Here is a 16,496-nt window from a genome sequence, read left to right on the forward strand (position 1 = left end):
AGTCTCTCTATTTAAAAAACAAGGAAGAATATGAAAAAAGAGACATTAAGTAAAATCGTGAATTTCATCGTTACTGTGCTGACCGCAGCACTCAGTACCTTCTTCATGCAAAGCTGCGTGATGGGAAATTAAAGATTAAAGATGAAAGATGAAAGATTAAAAATTAAAAATTAAGATTGAAAGATTGAAAGGTGAAGGGTTCACGGTTCATCGCTAACCGCTAACCGTTAAGTAATAAACAATAAACAGATGCGAACAATCAATTTAATAGTGATTCACTGCAGTGCCACACGCTGCAACAAGGACTTCCCGGTGGAGGCACTGGAGGCATGCCACAGGGCACGGGGCTTCAACGGCATCGGCTACCACTACTATATCACCAAAGACGGACAACTGCACCTCACCCGCTCTGAGGATGTACAAGGTGCTCATGCCAAACACTATAACAAAAACAGCATCGGGATCTGTTACGAGGGCGGTCTCGATGAGAAGGGTAAACCTGCCGACACTCGTACTCCTGCCCAGAAGCGTACGCTCCTCGCCCTGCTAAAGAGTCTGCGTGTGGACTTTCCTGATGCGGAGATCCTCGGTCACCGTGACCTCCCCTGGGTCAAGAAGGCATGTCCCTGCTTCGATGTACGCGAGTATCAGGGTATCTAATCAAAAATCCCTCTGACTATCCTAATGGAAGTCAGAGGGATTTGAGGGTTTATAGTTTCAGAAGCCAGATATGATATAGAAGCCTTGTACGGCGTAGATGAGGTTTAATGAGATAAACTTAGTCTTTCAGACAACCAATGGGAACGACAAAAACACTGTCAGCCCGCTGGTATGCGTAGGAGCCAACGGCTGTCAGAACCATCTTGAATGAAGGCTTCTTCATTTTTGTGGTGTCAATGGTGTCTGCAAGTTAGGTAGGCGATACGCTCCAGGTCAATGTTATTTGGTTGTGGTTCGAAAGTCTCACCTTCGAAGAGCTTTGTTAGACTGACACTACCTGTGGACTCGCCAGACTCATATAGACTCATCGGACGCAAAGTTACTGATTTATATTGAATTATCCAAATGATTTTGTAATTTTTCGGTCGTTTGTGGTGATTTTGTTCGGTCGTTTGTGGTGATTTCGTTCGGTTGTTTGTGGTGATTTCGTTCGGTTGTTTGTGACGATTTGTAATAAGAACTGTATTACACAAAGTTGTGTTGCACAATCTTGTGTAATACAGTTTTAGTGTTATTTAACAGGAAAGTTGGGCTACACTGCCTCCAGAGCCTCGAAGAATTCACGGGCATACCGCTCCTTGCTGAAAGGATAGTCAGTATATTCATTGTTGTTTTTTAAGCAATTCTTTCCATGGCATGGAAGTGACGAACATTCTGTTCAGGGAAGCGTCACTGTCATCTCTTGCCGTATAGTAGAGATAGAAGGTGTCGTTAAGCATGACGGCACAAGGCTTGTAAATTCCGATCATACCGATAGACTTGTTAGTGACAAGCGGTTTTGGATAAAATTGGAAATGATCATCTTTCAATTGGGCAAGACAAATATCCGCAAATTTCTCATCAGTCTGTACAACCGCAAAAAGACTGGTTTTCCCCTCTTCATTTTCTGCCTCAAACAAATCCATGTGCCAAGGACGATAAAGTCGGCTAACCCCTTTGAAGGGAATGGTTTTGACATATTGGAAAGGTTTCTCAATAGCTTCTCCCTCCCATAGTGCTACACCATGTGTCTTCATCCTGCTGCTGCCAACAAACAGGTATGCGAGCTCGATAATCCTGAACCTATAAAGTTGGCGCATCATTGACTGTGGGAAATAGAAGATCCATTTAGGGTTAAAGCGGATATGTATAGAGTAAGCGTATAGCTTTCCTGCAGTCTCCATGATAGTAGGACATATTTCATGGTCTGTTTGGATTGTTTTTTCCACGAGAGTAGGGGACTCAAGATAAGTGACTTCATTTTGTTGTACACAACAACCGAAAGTAGCCCTGCTATATCCTAAGTTTTTGGCATGGTCTGTCTCGTTTTCCCGCCAGAAAACATAGAGTTTGTTACAATGGAAAATAAGCGTAGGATCGGAGTTGTATCCTTCTTTTGGTTTGTCTTTTATGATGCAGTAGAAATGCCATGAGGTGGGAACTTCCTTCTTCTCTGTATCCGCATAACAGAGTCGTGGATTTTCCATGCCGTCTGTTTTACCATAATACGGCGTGTAGACCATCCACCATTGGTGTCCTTCGAAACTTTCTGGAATATATCTGACGCAAGGGTGTACGACATCCCCATGTGTCTTGTCAGGGGTAGGATCCTCCATGGTACATGAAACTCCTTTGGAAAGGATGCCTTTTATTGGTCTTCCGTGAATCCTAAAAAGGAAATCCTTATATTTAGTGATACGATGCTCTATTTTATTGTTCATATGAATGATTTGATATAATACAATTAAATTATATGCTGAATTTGATAGAATGATTTAAACATAATTCTCCACCTAAAGCGAACTTGTATTTTTCGTCGCCTCTAGTGAAATCTATTACTTGAAGTTTACCTTCTTGTATTGATTTTAAAATAAACTGATGCATTAAAAGCATTCCGGGAGAATATCGGGCAAAGTCTAAGTCTGTACCTGCAGCCATGATTCTTATTGCCTTGTCGTCAGGGTCATAGCCATAATTAAAGAAAGCTCTCAGTTTGCCCTCTTCGTCATAAGCCGTCATTACCTTGCTCTTGGTATAGTGAGTGATAGGTGTAAAGAATGGGAAAGTGTAGCGGAGACGGTTGATAATCCGGTACTTATATTTCCAAAATAAGGAGAAGTCAGCATATTTTACAGAGAGTTTAGCCTCTCTTAATTTCATACATTCTTGCCTGTCAACTTGTTGGTCGTCGTCATTGAATACAAGTGCTTTCCCATCCTTTTGCAATCTGTTGCTTGCTGTCCTAAGGTTCTGTCGGCTATTCTTGCTCAACATCTTGTGGTATTCTTCTACAGAAGGTGGTAATTGCAAGGTAACGCATGGAAATTCTTTGTTTTCTATGATGTTATATGAGGTCACGATATGCTGATAGATAGATGTCGATTCTCTAAGATCTTCAAAGCAAACCTTTTTTATTCCATATCTCTTATGCAAATCTTTCAACAGATAGTCAAAAGCTGCAGAGTCAAAAGATTGATAAATAAAATTTAGGTAGTCACTGAAACTGAAACGACCAATCAGATATACTCCTTTCCTGTTGAGAATCCGAAATGATCTCTTGATGATCCATAATGGGGCTATCATACAGGGTTGACCATCAGTCTCTACAAGTGCATAGACCGACTCGAAATTATTAGTATCCTCTGGAATATAGTGCTTCAGAAGCATAACGTACCATTCATACGACTGGAAAAGGGTCATTTCTTCTCCAGTTTCTAACGTTTTCCATTCTTCTTGGAGTAGTTCCAAGTCTTTTGCAGGTACGTATCTGATCGTGTATGCCATCTTAATTGCAAAAATAATTATAGTTATAATAAACTATCTTTTTTAGTCATATCATTCATCTCATAAGAGAAATAATTTGTTGGCAAAGATACACATTTTCTATTAATTAACCAAGTTTTTTTTGGAAGTATCAGGAGAATGAAGTATCTTTGCATCAAATTAATCCCTCAATGGTCAAAGTTAGTGTCATCCTACCTGTATATAATGTTGCTCCCTATTTGGAAGCAGCATTTGATTCAATTCAGAACCAGTCACTTAGGGAAATAGAGGTGATTGCGGTGAATGACGGTTCAACAGACCAGAGTGAGGATATTATCAAGCAATATCAGCAACGAGACTCTCGGATTATCTCTTTTTCCCAAGAGAATAAAGGACAATCAGCGGCAAGGAATCTTGCATTGCAACATGCAACAGGAAAATATATCTATATGATGGATTCCGATGATATGTTGAGTAGCCCAGATGCTTTACAGTTTTGTTATGATTATGCGGAGAAGAATCAGGCGGATTTCATCTTCTTCGACCGGGATTGGTTTGCGGATGATGGCCTTATAGCTACATCTGGAGTATATAGTACACAGTATGTTGAGGAAAACACAAGGTATGATGGTGAAGCCTTGCTCAATCACATGCTTGACACCGTTTCCTATAATTCTGTTGTCTGGTTGCTTTTCATCAATCATGAACATCTAAAGCGTATAGGTTTAACCTTTTATGAAGGTATTATTCATGAGGATGAGCTGTACACAACCATACTGATGTTAAAAAGCCATTCAATCTATTGTTTAAAGCATAAATTGGTCAAACACCGTATACACTCTTCATCTACAATAGGAAAAAGGTTTGCCCGTCGTAATATGGACTGCTATCTCACAGTGGCTGATGAGTTGCTGCGGTTCAGTCAAGCCCCCATTATCCACAAGTTCCTGCGTTATACGCTGAGTAAGGTGTTTTATACGGGGCACTTGATACCCAGTAAAGATAAGCCGGCGGTTTTCTGGCGTGCCATGAAATCTGGTTATTTGAAATATATTGGACTGAAGTCCTTGATAAAGTTTATATGGTGATAATTTTCTGAAAAGTAATGAGTAATAATGAATGATATGTTTTCTGATAAGTTTAAATTAAGACTATGGTCGATAATCCATCCAATTAGGTCACTTAAGGCTTTGTATTTTGATCATTGTGTCCAACCTTCTGAAAAATGGATTGAGATTCAAAAAACAAATCCCAAGAAGGCTGTGGATATGAAATGGAATCGTTTCTACCGTCGGTATTTTCCATGGGATAATCCCAGAACGCTTGGTGAGAAAGCAACTTGGCTGTTGGTTAATACCGATACCTCTATGTGGACGGAGTTGTCAGACAAATATGAGGTACGTAAATACATAGAACGTTTAGGATTGAAAGACATTCTGACAGAGTGCTATGGAGTATGGGAACGTGCTGAGGATATCGATTTTGACAGTCTTCCCGACAAATTTGTCCTTAAATGCACGCATGATTGTGGTAGTACGGTTATCGTACGTGATAAAAGTAAAATGGACAAGCAGAAGATTATTGACTTTTTACAAAAACATTTAGATGTGAATTATGGTTACGAATGGTGTGAACTCCATTATTCAGCTATCAAACCAAGGGTGATGGCTGAGAGTCTTATTGAGATGGGTGATGAAAAAGAATTCTCATCAGAAGCAACCGTTGACCATAAGATACGTTGCATTGACGGCAAGGCACAATATGATTTAGTTTGTTATGGTCGCACGTTGGCTAGTGATGGCGGCAATAATAAATCCGTTGTTGACCTTTATGATATTCAAGATTGGAAGCCAATGCGCCAATATCTTAAATACCCTAGTACGGGATATAGGGATTTGTCCAAGCCAGAGAATTTTAATCAGATGATAGCAATTGCGGAGAAGATGAGTCAAGGATTTCCGCAAGTGCGTATTGATTTGTATAATATAAAAGGTAAAATCTATTTTGGTGAAATGACTTTTTATTCAGCATCTGGCATGAATAATTACCTTACCCTAGAGTTTCAGCAGATGATTGGAGATAGGATTCGTTTACCCAAAGTATAATATCGAAGGGAAGGAAAAGACAATGACATCAGTACAGAACAGCAGGTTAGAGTGGATTGACTGGATGAAGACCTTGGGCATTTATGCTCTCGTCTTAGGGCATTTCTATTCTGTTGGTGAGAAATTCGTCTATGTTTTTCATGTGCTATCGTTCTTTGTGATCTCAGTTTTTTGTAAGAAAGGAAAGACAACCTATTGTTTTGGAAGAAGTTTTGGTATAATTGAGCGGTTTTAATGCTGCTATTGTTCAAAATAACAAATAGATAGAGATATGTCTGTTGTTAGTAAAATGATAAGAAAGGCTTCCTCTCCATGGATGCTGTTGGCACTTTGTGCTGTAAATCTTATAGTGATGCATTATCATTTTGTGAGTGCAGGTGACATAGAGGATGAATTGGAATTTACAGCATATTTTGACAATTTCACAGGAATAGCCATCGACGTTGTCGTCGTGTTTCTGTTGTCCTGCTTGTTATGCTTGAAACGCATGAAATTAGCATTGAGCATCACATTTTTTTTAACTTTCTTTTGGATGTTCTCCAACCTGATATATGGTCGTTTCTTCCATCATTACCTTACGTTGTCTGCTATTGGGCAGGGAGGGACCTTGTTTGATAAGCAAATCTTGGATAGCGTGATAGCGGGTCTGAGGTGGAACGACTTGCTTTTTTTTCTTCCCATACCCTTGTATGTTGTTATTATCAGAAACATGTGTAATGTCAATAAGCTTATGTCGAAGACTTTCTTAGTACTAGTTGTGGTGTGCTGTATAGATTTTGGCTCACATATTTTTTATTGTTCCATGAGTCCGGAGACTAGATATGTGAGTTTCTTCCTCCATAGATTTTATCACAGGCAGTTCTCTGACCATTTGTTCCTCTGCGACCCCAACCATTCATCTTATCGCAGGGGAGCGATAAGAAATCTGCTGCATGAGGTAACTTTCATTCTTCAGGGAACTTTTGATTTGTCTGAGAAACAATACAAGCTGATATCAACCGAAATGCATGATGCAAGACAGTCGCTGTCTTTTTCGTCCTCATCACTACTGGTCGACAAGAATGTCATTTTCATTCTGGTGGAGTCATATATGTCTTTTACTTCTGAAATGATGGTCAACGGTCAGGAGGTTACCCCGTTTCTGAACTCCCTAAAGCGGGACTCTACCGTCTATTACAATGGTAATATGAATGAGAATGTCACTATCGGGGAGTCTTCTGACGGACAGTTTATCTATATGACAGGCATTCTTCCCTTGCGTTCTGTTATTACAGTGTCAAAAGCTCGTTTCATCAGTCTGCCGGGACTTCCCAAAGTATTGGGCAGGGACTCAAGAATGATTATACCCACTACCAGTACGGTATGGAATCAAGATGAGATGTGCAGGCAGTATGGCTTTGACCATTATTACTCCAGTACCGACTATGAGGGAGATCATGAGGTTTATTTAAATGATGAGCAGATTTTTAAAATGGCTATGGAAAAAGACAAGAATGCAAAGCAGCCCTTCTTCTCTGTGATTCTGACGATGTCCATGCATCAGCCGTATACCTCTCAGATTTCCCCATTCTTCCCGAAGGCAGGTCACCATCTGGACAATGAGCTTGCGTGTTATCTGAGTGCTTGTCATTACACAGACCGGCAGATTGCTGATTATTTTGACCACTTGAAAAAGACAGGACTTTATGAGAATAGTCTTATCGTCATAGCCGCCGATCATCATGTGCATAATTCCGACTTAGGGGGTGACAACAAGCATATACCACTATATATAGTCAATGCTCCCATTAAGCCGAAGCAGATTTGGCAAGGTGAGTGTAACCAATTGGATGTATATACCACATTGTTCGATATGATAGGTGGTAGCGGTGAATGGTGTGGACTGGGACGTTCTCTGTTGTCTCCCAATTATGAGAAATATATATCAGTTCAAACATGGAATGTGTCTGAATGGGTTATCATGAGTAAATATTTTGATTTGGATAAAGTAAAAGAATCGTATGTTACAAAAAAGCAAAATAATTAGATTCCTTTCATGTTTTGTGCTAATAATAACGCTATCAATCATGTTTTTGACAATGCCTATGTCATTCCTTCCTAGTGGAAATCTATCAGAACATTTCATAGCTCATGGGGGTGGCATAATCTGTGGTAAAATATATACGAATAGTTATGAAGCTGTTGTCAATTCTTTGAAAAAAGGGTATAAATATATTGAATTAGACATGATGTTGACAGTCGATAGTCAACTTGTTTGTATGCATAGTTTTGAAGACTTCCGTAAGATAACGGCAATGCCAGATAGTATACCCTTGACCGAAGGATATTTTAAAAAACAACATGTCTATGGGCGATTTGTTCCTTTGACTGTAAAAAATGTTGTTGCTCTTCAGAAAAAATGTCATTTTACATTAGTGACTGATAAAACTTCAGATCCCCAAATAATTGACCGATATTTTTCAGGAATACGGAAAACCGTGATGGTAGAAGCTTTTAGTATCGAGGACTATGTGACTTTAAAGGGTATGGGATATACTCCCATGCTTAGTCAGAGTTTTAGATGTGAGTCTTTATGGAGAATAGGGTGGAAATGTATTCGTCATCACGTCGATTGGATATCTACCACATTGTATGCTCCAGAAGATGTGGTAAAAATCAGGATTCTTAAGCGACTCTTTGGCATTCATTTCGCAGTGTATCCTACTAATCCTAATCCAAGACTTTTTAGGAAATACATAGGCAAGGATATTGATCTTATATATGTTGATGACAAGGATATTTTCAATATAGATAATAATTCATACTAATGCGTTAAAGAAGTCTTTCGCAAACCTTTCTTTGTGGAAGTACTTGGAGCGCTCATACGACACAGCAGTCATTTGTGTTCGTTTTTCAGGGTGATAGTACAAATCAAGAATGGCAATGGTCAAATGGTCTGCCAAATGTTCGTCAGTCTCTAGAAGAATGGCGTTTTCTTCGCTTACTTCTTCTGGTATTCCACCCCGTAGAGTAGTAATGATAGGTAACCCCATTGCTTGAGCTTCAAGTTCTGTAGTAGGGAAGGGATCATTCCATATAGAGGGAATAACAGCAATATCTGAGAGTTGTAAATAATCAGGCATATTTTTATATGGAATGAAACCAGTGAAGATGATGTTGTCTTGAATAACTTTGGCCTTTTCTTTCAGTGAACGTATAAATTGATCTTCATTGTTCGTGTTACCGAAGAACGATCCGCCAATGATCATCAGTTTAATGTGTGGATTGTCTTTTAGTTTAAGCATAGCATCAATAAGTTGGGAAACTCCTTTCTCCGGATTAATACGACCGCTGTATATTATAATGAAATCATCCATAGCAAAGCCTAAACTCTCACGAGTCACGGACGGATGTTCCTTAGGATAGAAATTTTGGAGGTCTATGCCATTGTATACCGTTTGTATCTTTTCTATGGGGAAATAGACAGAAGCTTTTCTTTTTATGTAATCCGATACGGTGAGAATCTTTGTCAGACCTCCGAAGACTACATCATGGAATTTTTCCTGAGATGCCCGTACCTCATTATGCATGTGCAGAATGAGATTCTTGAAACCTCTTTGCGATAGCTTATACGCAAGACCAGCACCATTCTCTATGATAATATAGTCAAAGATTTTTTTCTTGAGATCAGCATATACTTTCTCAAAATAATATTCGATAAAGTGATTATAATATTCGTCATGATGCAGGTATCCATATAGTTTTCTTTCTATTCTCGCCTTGAGACTACTCACGTCTATAAAAATGTAATGATTGACGTTAGACAAGAGTGCCGGGTGATTGGCGATTTTAGGATCCCATGGGCTATATACAGTTATGTCATGGAGTTGGTGTTTGTCATTATATTCCAGATAGAAGTCTATTAGGTTCTCTACGGCTCCTCCTTGTACGGCAGGAATAGGGAGCATTCCACAGGTTAATACAGCTATTTTCATAACTACATGTCCTCCATTGAAAGACCAATTTGAGTGATGGTGTAATTCCTTAATTCTTTATTTAGAGTCGCAACTTTATTGCCAAGTTCTGTCGGGTTGAATTTTTTCTTTTGCCTTTTGACTTCTGCAATGACGGCAGTCTTGTCAATATCATTTAAGGCTATCATGTCAATTTCGTTTTGTCCTTTACGATCCCAGTAGTTGCCTATTGATGTCACTCGTTCTTCCTCCATCCATTTTTGGCGGAAATATTGTTCAAGCACAAAGCCTGTATATTGTTCGTATCCTTTCTCAACCATTTCAAGTAAAAGGTCATTACGTTCCATTTCAACGAGTGCCTGATTTTGCATGATAAAGCGAAACCAGAAACGCAGGAAACAGTCATCCAACTGCCATCGTGAGTTTCTGCTGTTTGGCCTACTAAACATGGGCAGTTTACGACTAATATAGCTATAGTCTTTTTCTAAGTTGTCAAGGTAAGCTCCCGTGTTTTTGCCAATAACTCCATCAATCTCACTCTGTGTTGTCATTCCCGATGCTATTAATTGGAGAATACTCAGATAGTTGGTGTAGTCTTTGCCAAATTCAGACATAATGAGTTCCGTACCTTCAGAGAGATATGGTGACCCTGTCTGAGTAACCCATTTTAGCATCTTCGACTTGGTGGTTGCTTTGGCATCCATCAGCCATGCTACATATTTTGCCACTCCTCCAGTCAGTGCATAAAGACAGAGCAAGTCCTCAGATGTGTATTGGGGATTGTGGTCATGAAGGATTTGTTTTAGCACGCTAATGTGAAAAGGCTGCATATTAAGGCGGCAGTCTTGGCGACCATAGAGTGGTTCGTCTTCGTTGTCGAAGATATTGTGCATCATATGATATATACTGCCACATGCCACCATATTAATTTTAGACTTTTCGTGATAGCGATCCCAGAGATCTTGAATATGGCTAGGAATCGCAGGATTCACCTTTAGGAAATTTTGGAATTCATCGAATACTAGTGTAAAATGGTGTTGTGTACCATATCGTAGCAGTTCTTCAAAGAATTGGGCAAAGGTTTCCATACGACCGAATATTTGCAATCCCAGAGAAAGCATAGCAGTCTTCTGAAATTTTCCTATCAAAACACGCTCGTTGTCTTTTGAGACATAGAGGTATAGCAAGTGCTGTCCGTCATTCTCGGCACTCTTAGTCAGTAGGGTGGTCTTTCCGATACGCCTCCGCCCTATAAGAACCGTTAGTCTGCCGTGTTTCGCAGTCTGTTTCCAGTTCGTCTGAAGTATATCCAATTCCTTATTTCTGTCGTAGAATCTCATATCGTAATATCCGTTAAATTAATGCGCATTAAAATAATGTCGGTTGCAAAGATACAAAGAATATGTGAATTACGCAAGTTTATGTGACTTATTTCGTTTTACTTAATCCTAATTTGTATATAATACGATCCTTCCACTGATAGTACTTGGTCATCAAGGAACGGTTGCGGCAGAGCCAGCGGAGTCTAAGATTGACAAAATGTTTCGGATAGTCAATGATGGCATTAGGAGTGACTAGAAAATGACTATAGTCAGTGACACGATCCTTCATGAATCCCCGATGCTGGAAATGGGCATAGAGTGACTCCTTTTTCTCCAGTTGTCCATGATAGAATCGTAGCATATACAGTTTGTTGTCAACATGCTCAAAAATGATTTGTTTCCATCCTCTGGTCAGACTATTGAAATGATAAGACTGCTTAGGCTTTGAGGCATTGTCAAATGACCATTCCAGCCAACAGTCCTCAGGGCGACAGTCATGCCATTTGTCACTACATCCTTTATGGCCATATTCATCAAAGAAGGTTATTTTGTTCGTCATGAAAGCGTCTTGATAGTTTTGGTAGCCATCCACCTGTTTCATAAAATAGGTGTTGGTGTCTTCGTCATTATGGAGTAGGGTTAAGTGTCCCCAGCCTAAAAGAAATTTGTATTTTAGTACACTATCAGTGAGGAAAGAACGGATATCGCCATAGACCAAGTCAAGGTCTCCAAATCCCCAGAAATCATAGTCCTTAATATAGTCGTGAAGGATATAGCCGTATGCCTGTTTGTATTCGCAGAGCTTATATGGACGGTCAAGCACAACGTCGAAATCGAATGCCTTTTGAACCAACTGTTGGAATTCACCAAACAGCATTTTGTGTACAATGATGTTCTTTGCAGGCTCTACGTCTGCATCGGTAAAAAACATAAAACTAACGCTTGGATTCTGAAGTGCTGAAGCACGCCACATTTTGTATTGTACGGGCAATTTACCGAAATAAGGGAATATGATGACTATAGATTTCATGCTGATGAAGTTTAAAATACAATTTTTTGTATGTGCTTGTTTTTATGTAGAAGTAAAGAGAATAGATAACCTCCTGCAAGGGCAAAAGTAAGTTGAATAAAAGATGTTAACACAGCAAAATGCAGGGGGAGCATGTCTGGTAAAATGCTGTTTGAAAACTGTTTCCCAAGAAGAATGAATGGAATTTCAATGCAAAAGATGGTCATAGAATGGTTACCTATTTGCTTTATAATAGTACCTAAAATGGTTTTTTGGATTAATCTAGCGACATAGATTAGGACAATGCTGCCACAAATTGCGGCAAGAAAATAAGTAAGAATGGATGAACCATAGTTCCTGATAGATATATTAATGCCATCACAGAAGGGTATCAAAACGCAATATGAAATAAAGGAAAGGAGAATTAATATGTGCGGTTTTCTGTTACTAAAGATATTAGGAACATATTTTCGAATTTGTGTACCGCAGAACATGATGATAGCCGTTAGAGGGGCAGTGTCAAGGCTCCATGGTAATAAAATGGGTAGGAATGTCGCACAAGTTGTTATCACCAGATATGTGGCTATAAGCCAGTATTGGTATTTTGGATAATAGATGAGGAGATCGTAGAGCAGATAGGCGACAACCATGCAGGTGAGGAACCACATGGGATAATTGCCAACAATAAATAAGGGAAAGATATCTGTTACAGTACCAAAAGGGAAAAGGCAGTATCTTGAATAAAATATGCCAAATATAGCTCGCAAGGAGAAGTCGTGGAAGTAAAAGAGCAATAAAATATTGAAAAAAAGGTAAGGTTTTAGTAACTTGATGGCTTGTCGACCAAAGCATATGGTTAGGTTGATATCTTTTTTTGAGGAGGTGTAGCCTGAACAGAAAAAGAAGATAGGGATATTGAATGCTAACGTATAGTAAGCGAGTTCCCAATGCTCGGTATGGCATAGGGTCGCAAATATGATACCCAAACCTTTGGCTATGTCAATATATTCTAGTCTCTGTTTCATGTCATTCCTTTTCAAAAGCGATGATGTAATTTCCCAGTGACAAGCCGAGTAATAATCTTTATAGCATAGGTAAGCCACTTGCGGCTACGGTCGTTCTCTAAAATGCGCATGAGTTTATACATGGTGCTCTTGTCTAGCAAATGAAGGGTTTCATAGTCTCGGATAGCGGCAGGAGGTAAAACTTCTGCGACAACTTGATGATGTTCTTGTAATCGTCGCTCATTGTAAGCTATACTAACACCGTCTGGTTCTCTTCGGCAGATAATATCATCTATAAGTTGTATACTGCACTGTTCCACACAAATTTTTTGAATGTAGAATTTAACATCAGCAACTAATCTTAGGGATTCGTCATAAAGGGAGTTTTTAAATAGCTCTCTTTTGAAAAAAGTGCTCTGATGAGGAAGAGTGTTATGAACAAATGTTAACATGGAGATTCGGGATGGTAAGATTGTAGCAAATCCCTGTTGAGTGGATTCTTTGAAATGGTAGTCCCTTCCAACAATAATATCTGAAGAAAATCCTTTTTCATACAGATTCTCTAATACGTTTTTATCATAAAAACAGTCACCAGAGTTCATGAAATTCAGGTAGTCGCCATGTGCTTGGACAATACCCTTGTTCATTGCATTATAGATACCCTTGTCGGGTTCAGATACCCAGTAGTCAATATCTTTGTCGTGTTCTTTCAGAACCTCTGCACTACCATCAGTAGAGCCACCATCAATGACAATGTACTCAAAATCACGATAGGTCTGGTGGATAACACTCTCAATGGTTTTCCTAAGCCCTTCCTTGTTGTTGTAATTGACGGTAATAATTGAATATTTCATAGTTTCTTATTTAGATTCTTTTAATTCTATTAAGACTATCCTTAGCTCCCTTGGCAAAAAGGAGAGTGAGGGTTAGGTCAATTGTTAGGAAAATGACCATGCCAATGGCAGCATATCCTATCCATGACCAGATGGTATGGTAGGGATTGATAGGTATTTGTTTTAATATATAAGTTGCAGAGAAAAAGGCGAAGAAGGAGATCGTGTAGTTACGCAATACCCCCTTCCAATAGATAGATACAGACTCCTTGAAACCAGAGGTAAAGAGATAATAAGGTTTCCAAAGTACGACAATGCTAAGGAGACTGCCAATTTTACCTAACAGGATACCAATAATACCCCATTTTAGTCCACAGATAATCGTAATCGAGACATTGATTATTAATTCTGCCCATGCAGACCAAACATCTGCATAGAGTCCGTGGGCATAATTAAAGGAATCAACGGCATTGCGCGAGTTGGCGATATAGATAAAGATAATAAGAAGTATCAGGATTTTATGGTCCATGATATACTCTGATCCTAACCAATGTGTAACGAAGGGCTCTAAAAAATTGTATAAAGAGAAACTTATAATGGCGGCAATTGTGTGCTGAATGGTTGTAAACTCCCAGAAAACGTTAAGCATCCGCTTCTTATCACCTTCAGCAACCAAGTTTCCCACACTTGCGCCTACGCTGCCTGTAACGGCAGAGAAAAGGGATATGAGCTTCGAGATAATAATCATATAGTTGCCATAATAAGCTACCATTTTCAGGGATACGAAAAGGAAAATGAAAAGTTCGTCACTTCTGACTAATACAAAGTCCTTGATTTTATGAATGAACACCTGTTTAGTCTTTGTGATAATCTCTGGATATTTTTTGAGTAATGCTTTGCCATCCTTTTTATTTACCTTTAACCAGGGATATTCCTTGTTGATTTTCCAATTTAAAATAATGCAAGCAATGATACCGAACAGGAATTCTACAACTACCCAAATATATAAGTTTTTGTAATGGTAGGCAAGATATATCTGAAGAGCGATTTTTACTAGGTTTGCCGACTGGTAATAGATGGCGACCAAATAGTTTTTCTGATCGGCGCTGAGCAGAATCTGTCGGTAATTGATGAAATAGCCAATGAGTGAAGAGCCTAAGAAAGAATAGAAAGCAAAATAGATGATACCAAGCCCTAAATTGGCATGGGTAAAGATAAGTGGGAAGAAGAGGCTAATTACAAAAGCTCCTGCAAAGATAATAGCTCCAATCCAATTGTACAGATATCCTAATAATGATAGGATTTCTTGTATCTTTTGGCGGTTATTTGACTGGAGAGGCTTGAATAGGAAATATCCAACACTTGCTGATATGCCTAATTCTGTAAGGTTCAGGTAGCCTAAAATGTTGGTCAAGGTACCAGTAAGTCCAATGAACTCTGCTCCTAAGTTATCTAGGAAGATCTTTCTGGAGAAAAAAGCGAAAAAGAGGGACAGGAAGTAAAAGATCAGATTTACTTCCGCATTCAATACACTTTTATGTACACGCCCACTCATTATTTAATAGATAGTACTCAGCCATTCTGCAAAGAAATGGTCATAGACCCGATAGACACCGTCTGTTTGTGTGATAAGGTCATTTTTAAGTAATAACTTGATAGCAGACTGAACAGAACTGGCTGAGCTAAGATTGTATTTCTTGATGAATTTTGCTGATGTGATATTCTTGGCAAGCCTCTCTTTGGCAATAGCTTGTAATACGATTTTCTGTTTAGGGGGAAGGTTGGACATTAAATCTTTATAACTCCCTTCCTGAGAAATAATCACATTGTTCTTTGCCTCTTTGACCATTGTTACCTGACAATGTCCGCCAGTTGGTGTCAAGGCATAAAGTTCATTCATCATCATCTGTACAAACCATGTGTAACCGTCAAACATACTCCAAACCATCTTAACGACCTCTTCGTCTATATCCTTTCCATTATCTTGGAATAAATGGCAAGCGAAGTCTGTATATGTATCCATAGGAATGGGGGCAAGTCCCATACTGATGGCACTTTGATAGAACGGTTTTGAGGGAGTGTTAAACATGTTGCTCATCATATGGCGTTTACTGCCGGCAAAAATGAATTGTGCCTTCTGGCATTGTTGTATTTTTGTTCTAAGCAATGCCTCTACATTTTTCTCTGCATATTCTCCTATCTGTTGAAACTCATCAATAGCGATGATGCAAGGTTTATCTGCCTCATCGATATAAGTAAAGATCTCATCCAAAGTAGTCAGTGGTGCTTGTATGTCCCCCAGCCCTAAATCGAAGGATGGAGCCCCTGTCATAGCGTCTAACTTAAAGCCAATACGGAAAGATGTAATGACTTGGAAAAACTTCTCTTTCCATAGCGTCTTTTGTGATTTTAATTGCTCATAGATCTCCTTTCCAAATGCATACACAAATTCAGCTAAGGAGGTCGTGGCATAGATATCAATATAAAAGACATAGTATTTATCTTTGATATCAGATTGATGGAAGAAATGCTGAATGAGCCCAGACTTTCCGATACGGCGAGGAGAGATCAGTGCGACATCACGCCCATTTGTCATATGCTTGCGAAGGAATTCTGTTTCTTTTACCCTATCACAAAAGTATTTGTCTGATAGGTATTTCCTAATGATAAAAGGGTTATTTACATCAATTACACTCATCTCGTCCTAATTTTATTGCAAATATAATTATTATGTTTATAATAAATATGATACACCGCTACTTTTTTACATTCTTTAACGGATTATTATTCTTATCATAAATGTATACG

Annotated in this window: 17 protein-coding genes; 7 read left to right on the top strand and 10 right to left on the bottom strand. The window is 39.0% G+C overall.

Annotation, left to right across the window (positions count from 1 at the left end; all coding sequences use genetic code 11):
* Positions 1 to 30: 30 nt before the first annotated feature.
* A complete protein-coding gene (locus BM257_RS14690) occupies positions 31 to 132 on the top strand; it encodes a smalltalk protein (RefSeq protein ID WP_177215991.1) in 102 nt (33 codons plus the stop codon).
* Positions 133 to 249: 117 nt separating this feature from the next.
* Complete coding sequence (locus BM257_RS02955) at positions 250 to 660, top strand: N-acetylmuramoyl-L-alanine amidase (RefSeq protein WP_092068092.1); 411 nt, start codon at positions 250 to 252, stop codon at positions 658 to 660.
* Positions 661 to 893: 233 nt separating this feature from the next.
* On the opposite strand, the gene BM257_RS15090 is transcribed toward BM257_RS02955, so the two are convergent.
* The 3 genes from BM257_RS15090 to BM257_RS02965 all read right to left on the bottom strand — a co-directional run bounded on the left by BM257_RS15090 (position 894) and on the right by BM257_RS02965 (position 3,483).
* On the bottom strand, positions 894 to 1,028 hold the full coding sequence (locus BM257_RS15090) for a hypothetical protein (RefSeq protein WP_255405471.1): 135 nt from the start codon (positions 1,026 to 1,028) through the stop codon (positions 894 to 896).
* A gap of 294 nt (positions 1,029 to 1,322) precedes the next feature.
* Positions 1,323 to 2,420, bottom strand: coding sequence for a hypothetical protein (locus BM257_RS02960; protein ID WP_092068094.1), 1,098 nt, complete (start codon positions 2,418 to 2,420; stop codon positions 1,323 to 1,325).
* A gap of 28 nt (positions 2,421 to 2,448) precedes the next feature.
* Complete coding sequence (locus tag BM257_RS02965; protein WP_092068096.1) at positions 2,449 to 3,483, bottom strand: GNAT family N-acetyltransferase; 1,035 nt, start codon at positions 3,481 to 3,483, stop codon at positions 2,449 to 2,451.
* Positions 3,484 to 3,653: 170 nt separating this feature from the next.
* Here BM257_RS02965 and BM257_RS02970 point away from each other — a divergent pair, with 170 nt between their 5' ends.
* From BM257_RS02970 to BM257_RS02985, 5 genes are read left to right on the top strand one after another with little or no spacing between them, the layout of a single operon-like run.
* Positions 3,654 to 4,550, top strand: coding sequence for a glycosyltransferase family 2 protein (locus tag BM257_RS02970; protein ID WP_092068098.1), 897 nt, complete (start codon positions 3,654 to 3,656; stop codon positions 4,548 to 4,550).
* Positions 4,551 to 4,586: 36 nt separating this feature from the next.
* Complete coding sequence (locus BM257_RS02975; protein WP_177215992.1) at positions 4,587 to 5,567, top strand: ATP-grasp fold amidoligase family protein; 981 nt, start codon at positions 4,587 to 4,589, stop codon at positions 5,565 to 5,567.
* 22 nt (positions 5,568 to 5,589) lie between these two features.
* Positions 5,590 to 5,802, top strand: coding sequence for a hypothetical protein (locus BM257_RS14510; protein ID WP_143096727.1), 213 nt, complete (start codon positions 5,590 to 5,592; stop codon positions 5,800 to 5,802).
* 54 nt (positions 5,803 to 5,856) lie between these two features.
* A complete protein-coding gene (locus BM257_RS02980; RefSeq protein ID WP_177215993.1) occupies positions 5,857 to 7,593 on the top strand; it encodes an LTA synthase family protein in 1,737 nt (578 codons plus the stop codon).
* Between the two features lie 40 nt (positions 7,594 to 7,633).
* Positions 7,634 to 8,374: a glycerophosphodiester phosphodiesterase family protein gene (locus tag BM257_RS02985; RefSeq protein ID WP_218154491.1), complete on the top strand. Its 741-nt coding sequence runs from the start codon at positions 7,634 to 7,636 to the stop codon at positions 8,372 to 8,374.
* Here the strand turns inward: BM257_RS02985 and BM257_RS02990 are convergent.
* The 7 genes from BM257_RS02990 to BM257_RS03020 all read right to left on the bottom strand — a co-directional run bounded on the left by BM257_RS02990 (position 8,366) and on the right by BM257_RS03020 (position 16,386).
* Positions 8,366 to 9,541, bottom strand: coding sequence for a glycosyltransferase family 4 protein (locus BM257_RS02990; protein WP_092068106.1), 1,176 nt, complete (start codon positions 9,539 to 9,541; stop codon positions 8,366 to 8,368). The two genes, BM257_RS02985 and BM257_RS02990, sit on opposite strands and share 9 nt — an antisense overlap.
* 2 nt (positions 9,542 to 9,543) lie before the next feature.
* Complete coding sequence (locus BM257_RS02995) at positions 9,544 to 10,860, bottom strand: ATP-binding protein (protein ID WP_092068108.1); 1,317 nt, start codon at positions 10,858 to 10,860, stop codon at positions 9,544 to 9,546.
* A gap of 88 nt (positions 10,861 to 10,948) precedes the next feature.
* Complete coding sequence (locus tag BM257_RS03000; RefSeq protein WP_092068110.1) at positions 10,949 to 11,872, bottom strand: DUF6625 family protein; 924 nt, start codon at positions 11,870 to 11,872, stop codon at positions 10,949 to 10,951.
* An 11-nt stretch (positions 11,873 to 11,883) separates the two neighbouring features.
* Positions 11,884 to 12,876 carry an acyltransferase family protein gene (locus BM257_RS03005; protein ID WP_092068112.1) on the bottom strand — a complete coding sequence of 331 codons (993 nt, stop codon included), beginning with the start codon at positions 12,874 to 12,876 and terminating at the stop codon, positions 11,884 to 11,886.
* Between the two features lie 11 nt (positions 12,877 to 12,887).
* Positions 12,888 to 13,709 carry a glycosyltransferase family 2 protein gene (locus BM257_RS03010; protein ID WP_092068114.1) on the bottom strand — a complete coding sequence of 274 codons (822 nt, stop codon included), beginning with the start codon at positions 13,707 to 13,709 and terminating at the stop codon, positions 12,888 to 12,890.
* Positions 13,710 to 13,719: 10 nt separating this feature from the next.
* Complete coding sequence (locus tag BM257_RS03015) at positions 13,720 to 15,216, bottom strand: lipopolysaccharide biosynthesis protein (protein ID WP_177215995.1); 1,497 nt, start codon at positions 15,214 to 15,216, stop codon at positions 13,720 to 13,722.
* A gap of 30 nt (positions 15,217 to 15,246) precedes the next feature.
* A complete protein-coding gene (locus BM257_RS03020; protein ID WP_092068117.1) occupies positions 15,247 to 16,386 on the bottom strand; it encodes an AAA family ATPase in 1,140 nt (379 codons plus the stop codon).
* Positions 16,387 to 16,496 lie beyond the last annotated feature (110 nt).

It is taken from the genome of Prevotella sp. tf2-5 (assembly GCF_900115435.1).
Lineage (GTDB): Bacteria > Bacteroidota > Bacteroidia > Bacteroidales > Bacteroidaceae > Prevotella.

Coding starts and splice junctions, on each gene's coding strand:
- BM257_RS14690 (WP_177215991.1), top strand. CDS start 31: ATGAAAAAAGAGACATTAAGTAAAATCGTGAATTTCATCGTTACTGTG.
- BM257_RS02955 (WP_092068092.1), top strand. CDS start 250: ATGCGAACAATCAATTTAATAGTGATTCACTGCAGTGCCACACGCTGC.
- BM257_RS15090 (WP_255405471.1), bottom strand. CDS start 1,028: ATGAGTCTATATGAGTCTGGCGAGTCCACAGGTAGTGTCAGTCTAACA.
- BM257_RS02960 (WP_092068094.1), bottom strand. CDS start 2,420: ATGAACAATAAAATAGAGCATCGTATCACTAAATATAAGGATTTCCTT.
- BM257_RS02965 (WP_092068096.1), bottom strand. CDS start 3,483: ATGGCATACACGATCAGATACGTACCTGCAAAAGACTTGGAACTACTC.
- BM257_RS02970 (WP_092068098.1), top strand. CDS start 3,654: ATGGTCAAAGTTAGTGTCATCCTACCTGTATATAATGTTGCTCCCTAT.
- BM257_RS02975 (WP_177215992.1), top strand. CDS start 4,587: ATGTTTTCTGATAAGTTTAAATTAAGACTATGGTCGATAATCCATCCA.
- BM257_RS14510 (WP_143096727.1), top strand. CDS start 5,590: ATGACATCAGTACAGAACAGCAGGTTAGAGTGGATTGACTGGATGAAG.
- BM257_RS02980 (WP_177215993.1), top strand. CDS start 5,857: ATGATAAGAAAGGCTTCCTCTCCATGGATGCTGTTGGCACTTTGTGCT.
- BM257_RS02985 (WP_218154491.1), top strand. CDS start 7,634: ATGTTTTTGACAATGCCTATGTCATTCCTTCCTAGTGGAAATCTATCA.
- BM257_RS02990 (WP_092068106.1), bottom strand. CDS start 9,541: ATGAAAATAGCTGTATTAACCTGTGGAATGCTCCCTATTCCTGCCGTA.
- BM257_RS02995 (WP_092068108.1), bottom strand. CDS start 10,860: ATGAGATTCTACGACAGAAATAAGGAATTGGATATACTTCAGACGAAC.
- BM257_RS03000 (WP_092068110.1), bottom strand. CDS start 11,872: ATGAAATCTATAGTCATCATATTCCCTTATTTCGGTAAATTGCCCGTA.
- BM257_RS03005 (WP_092068112.1), bottom strand. CDS start 12,876: ATGAAACAGAGACTAGAATATATTGACATAGCCAAAGGTTTGGGTATC.
- BM257_RS03010 (WP_092068114.1), bottom strand. CDS start 13,709: ATGAAATATTCAATTATTACCGTCAATTACAACAACAAGGAAGGGCTT.
- BM257_RS03020 (WP_092068117.1), bottom strand. CDS start 16,386: ATGAGTGTAATTGATGTAAATAACCCTTTTATCATTAGGAAATACCTA.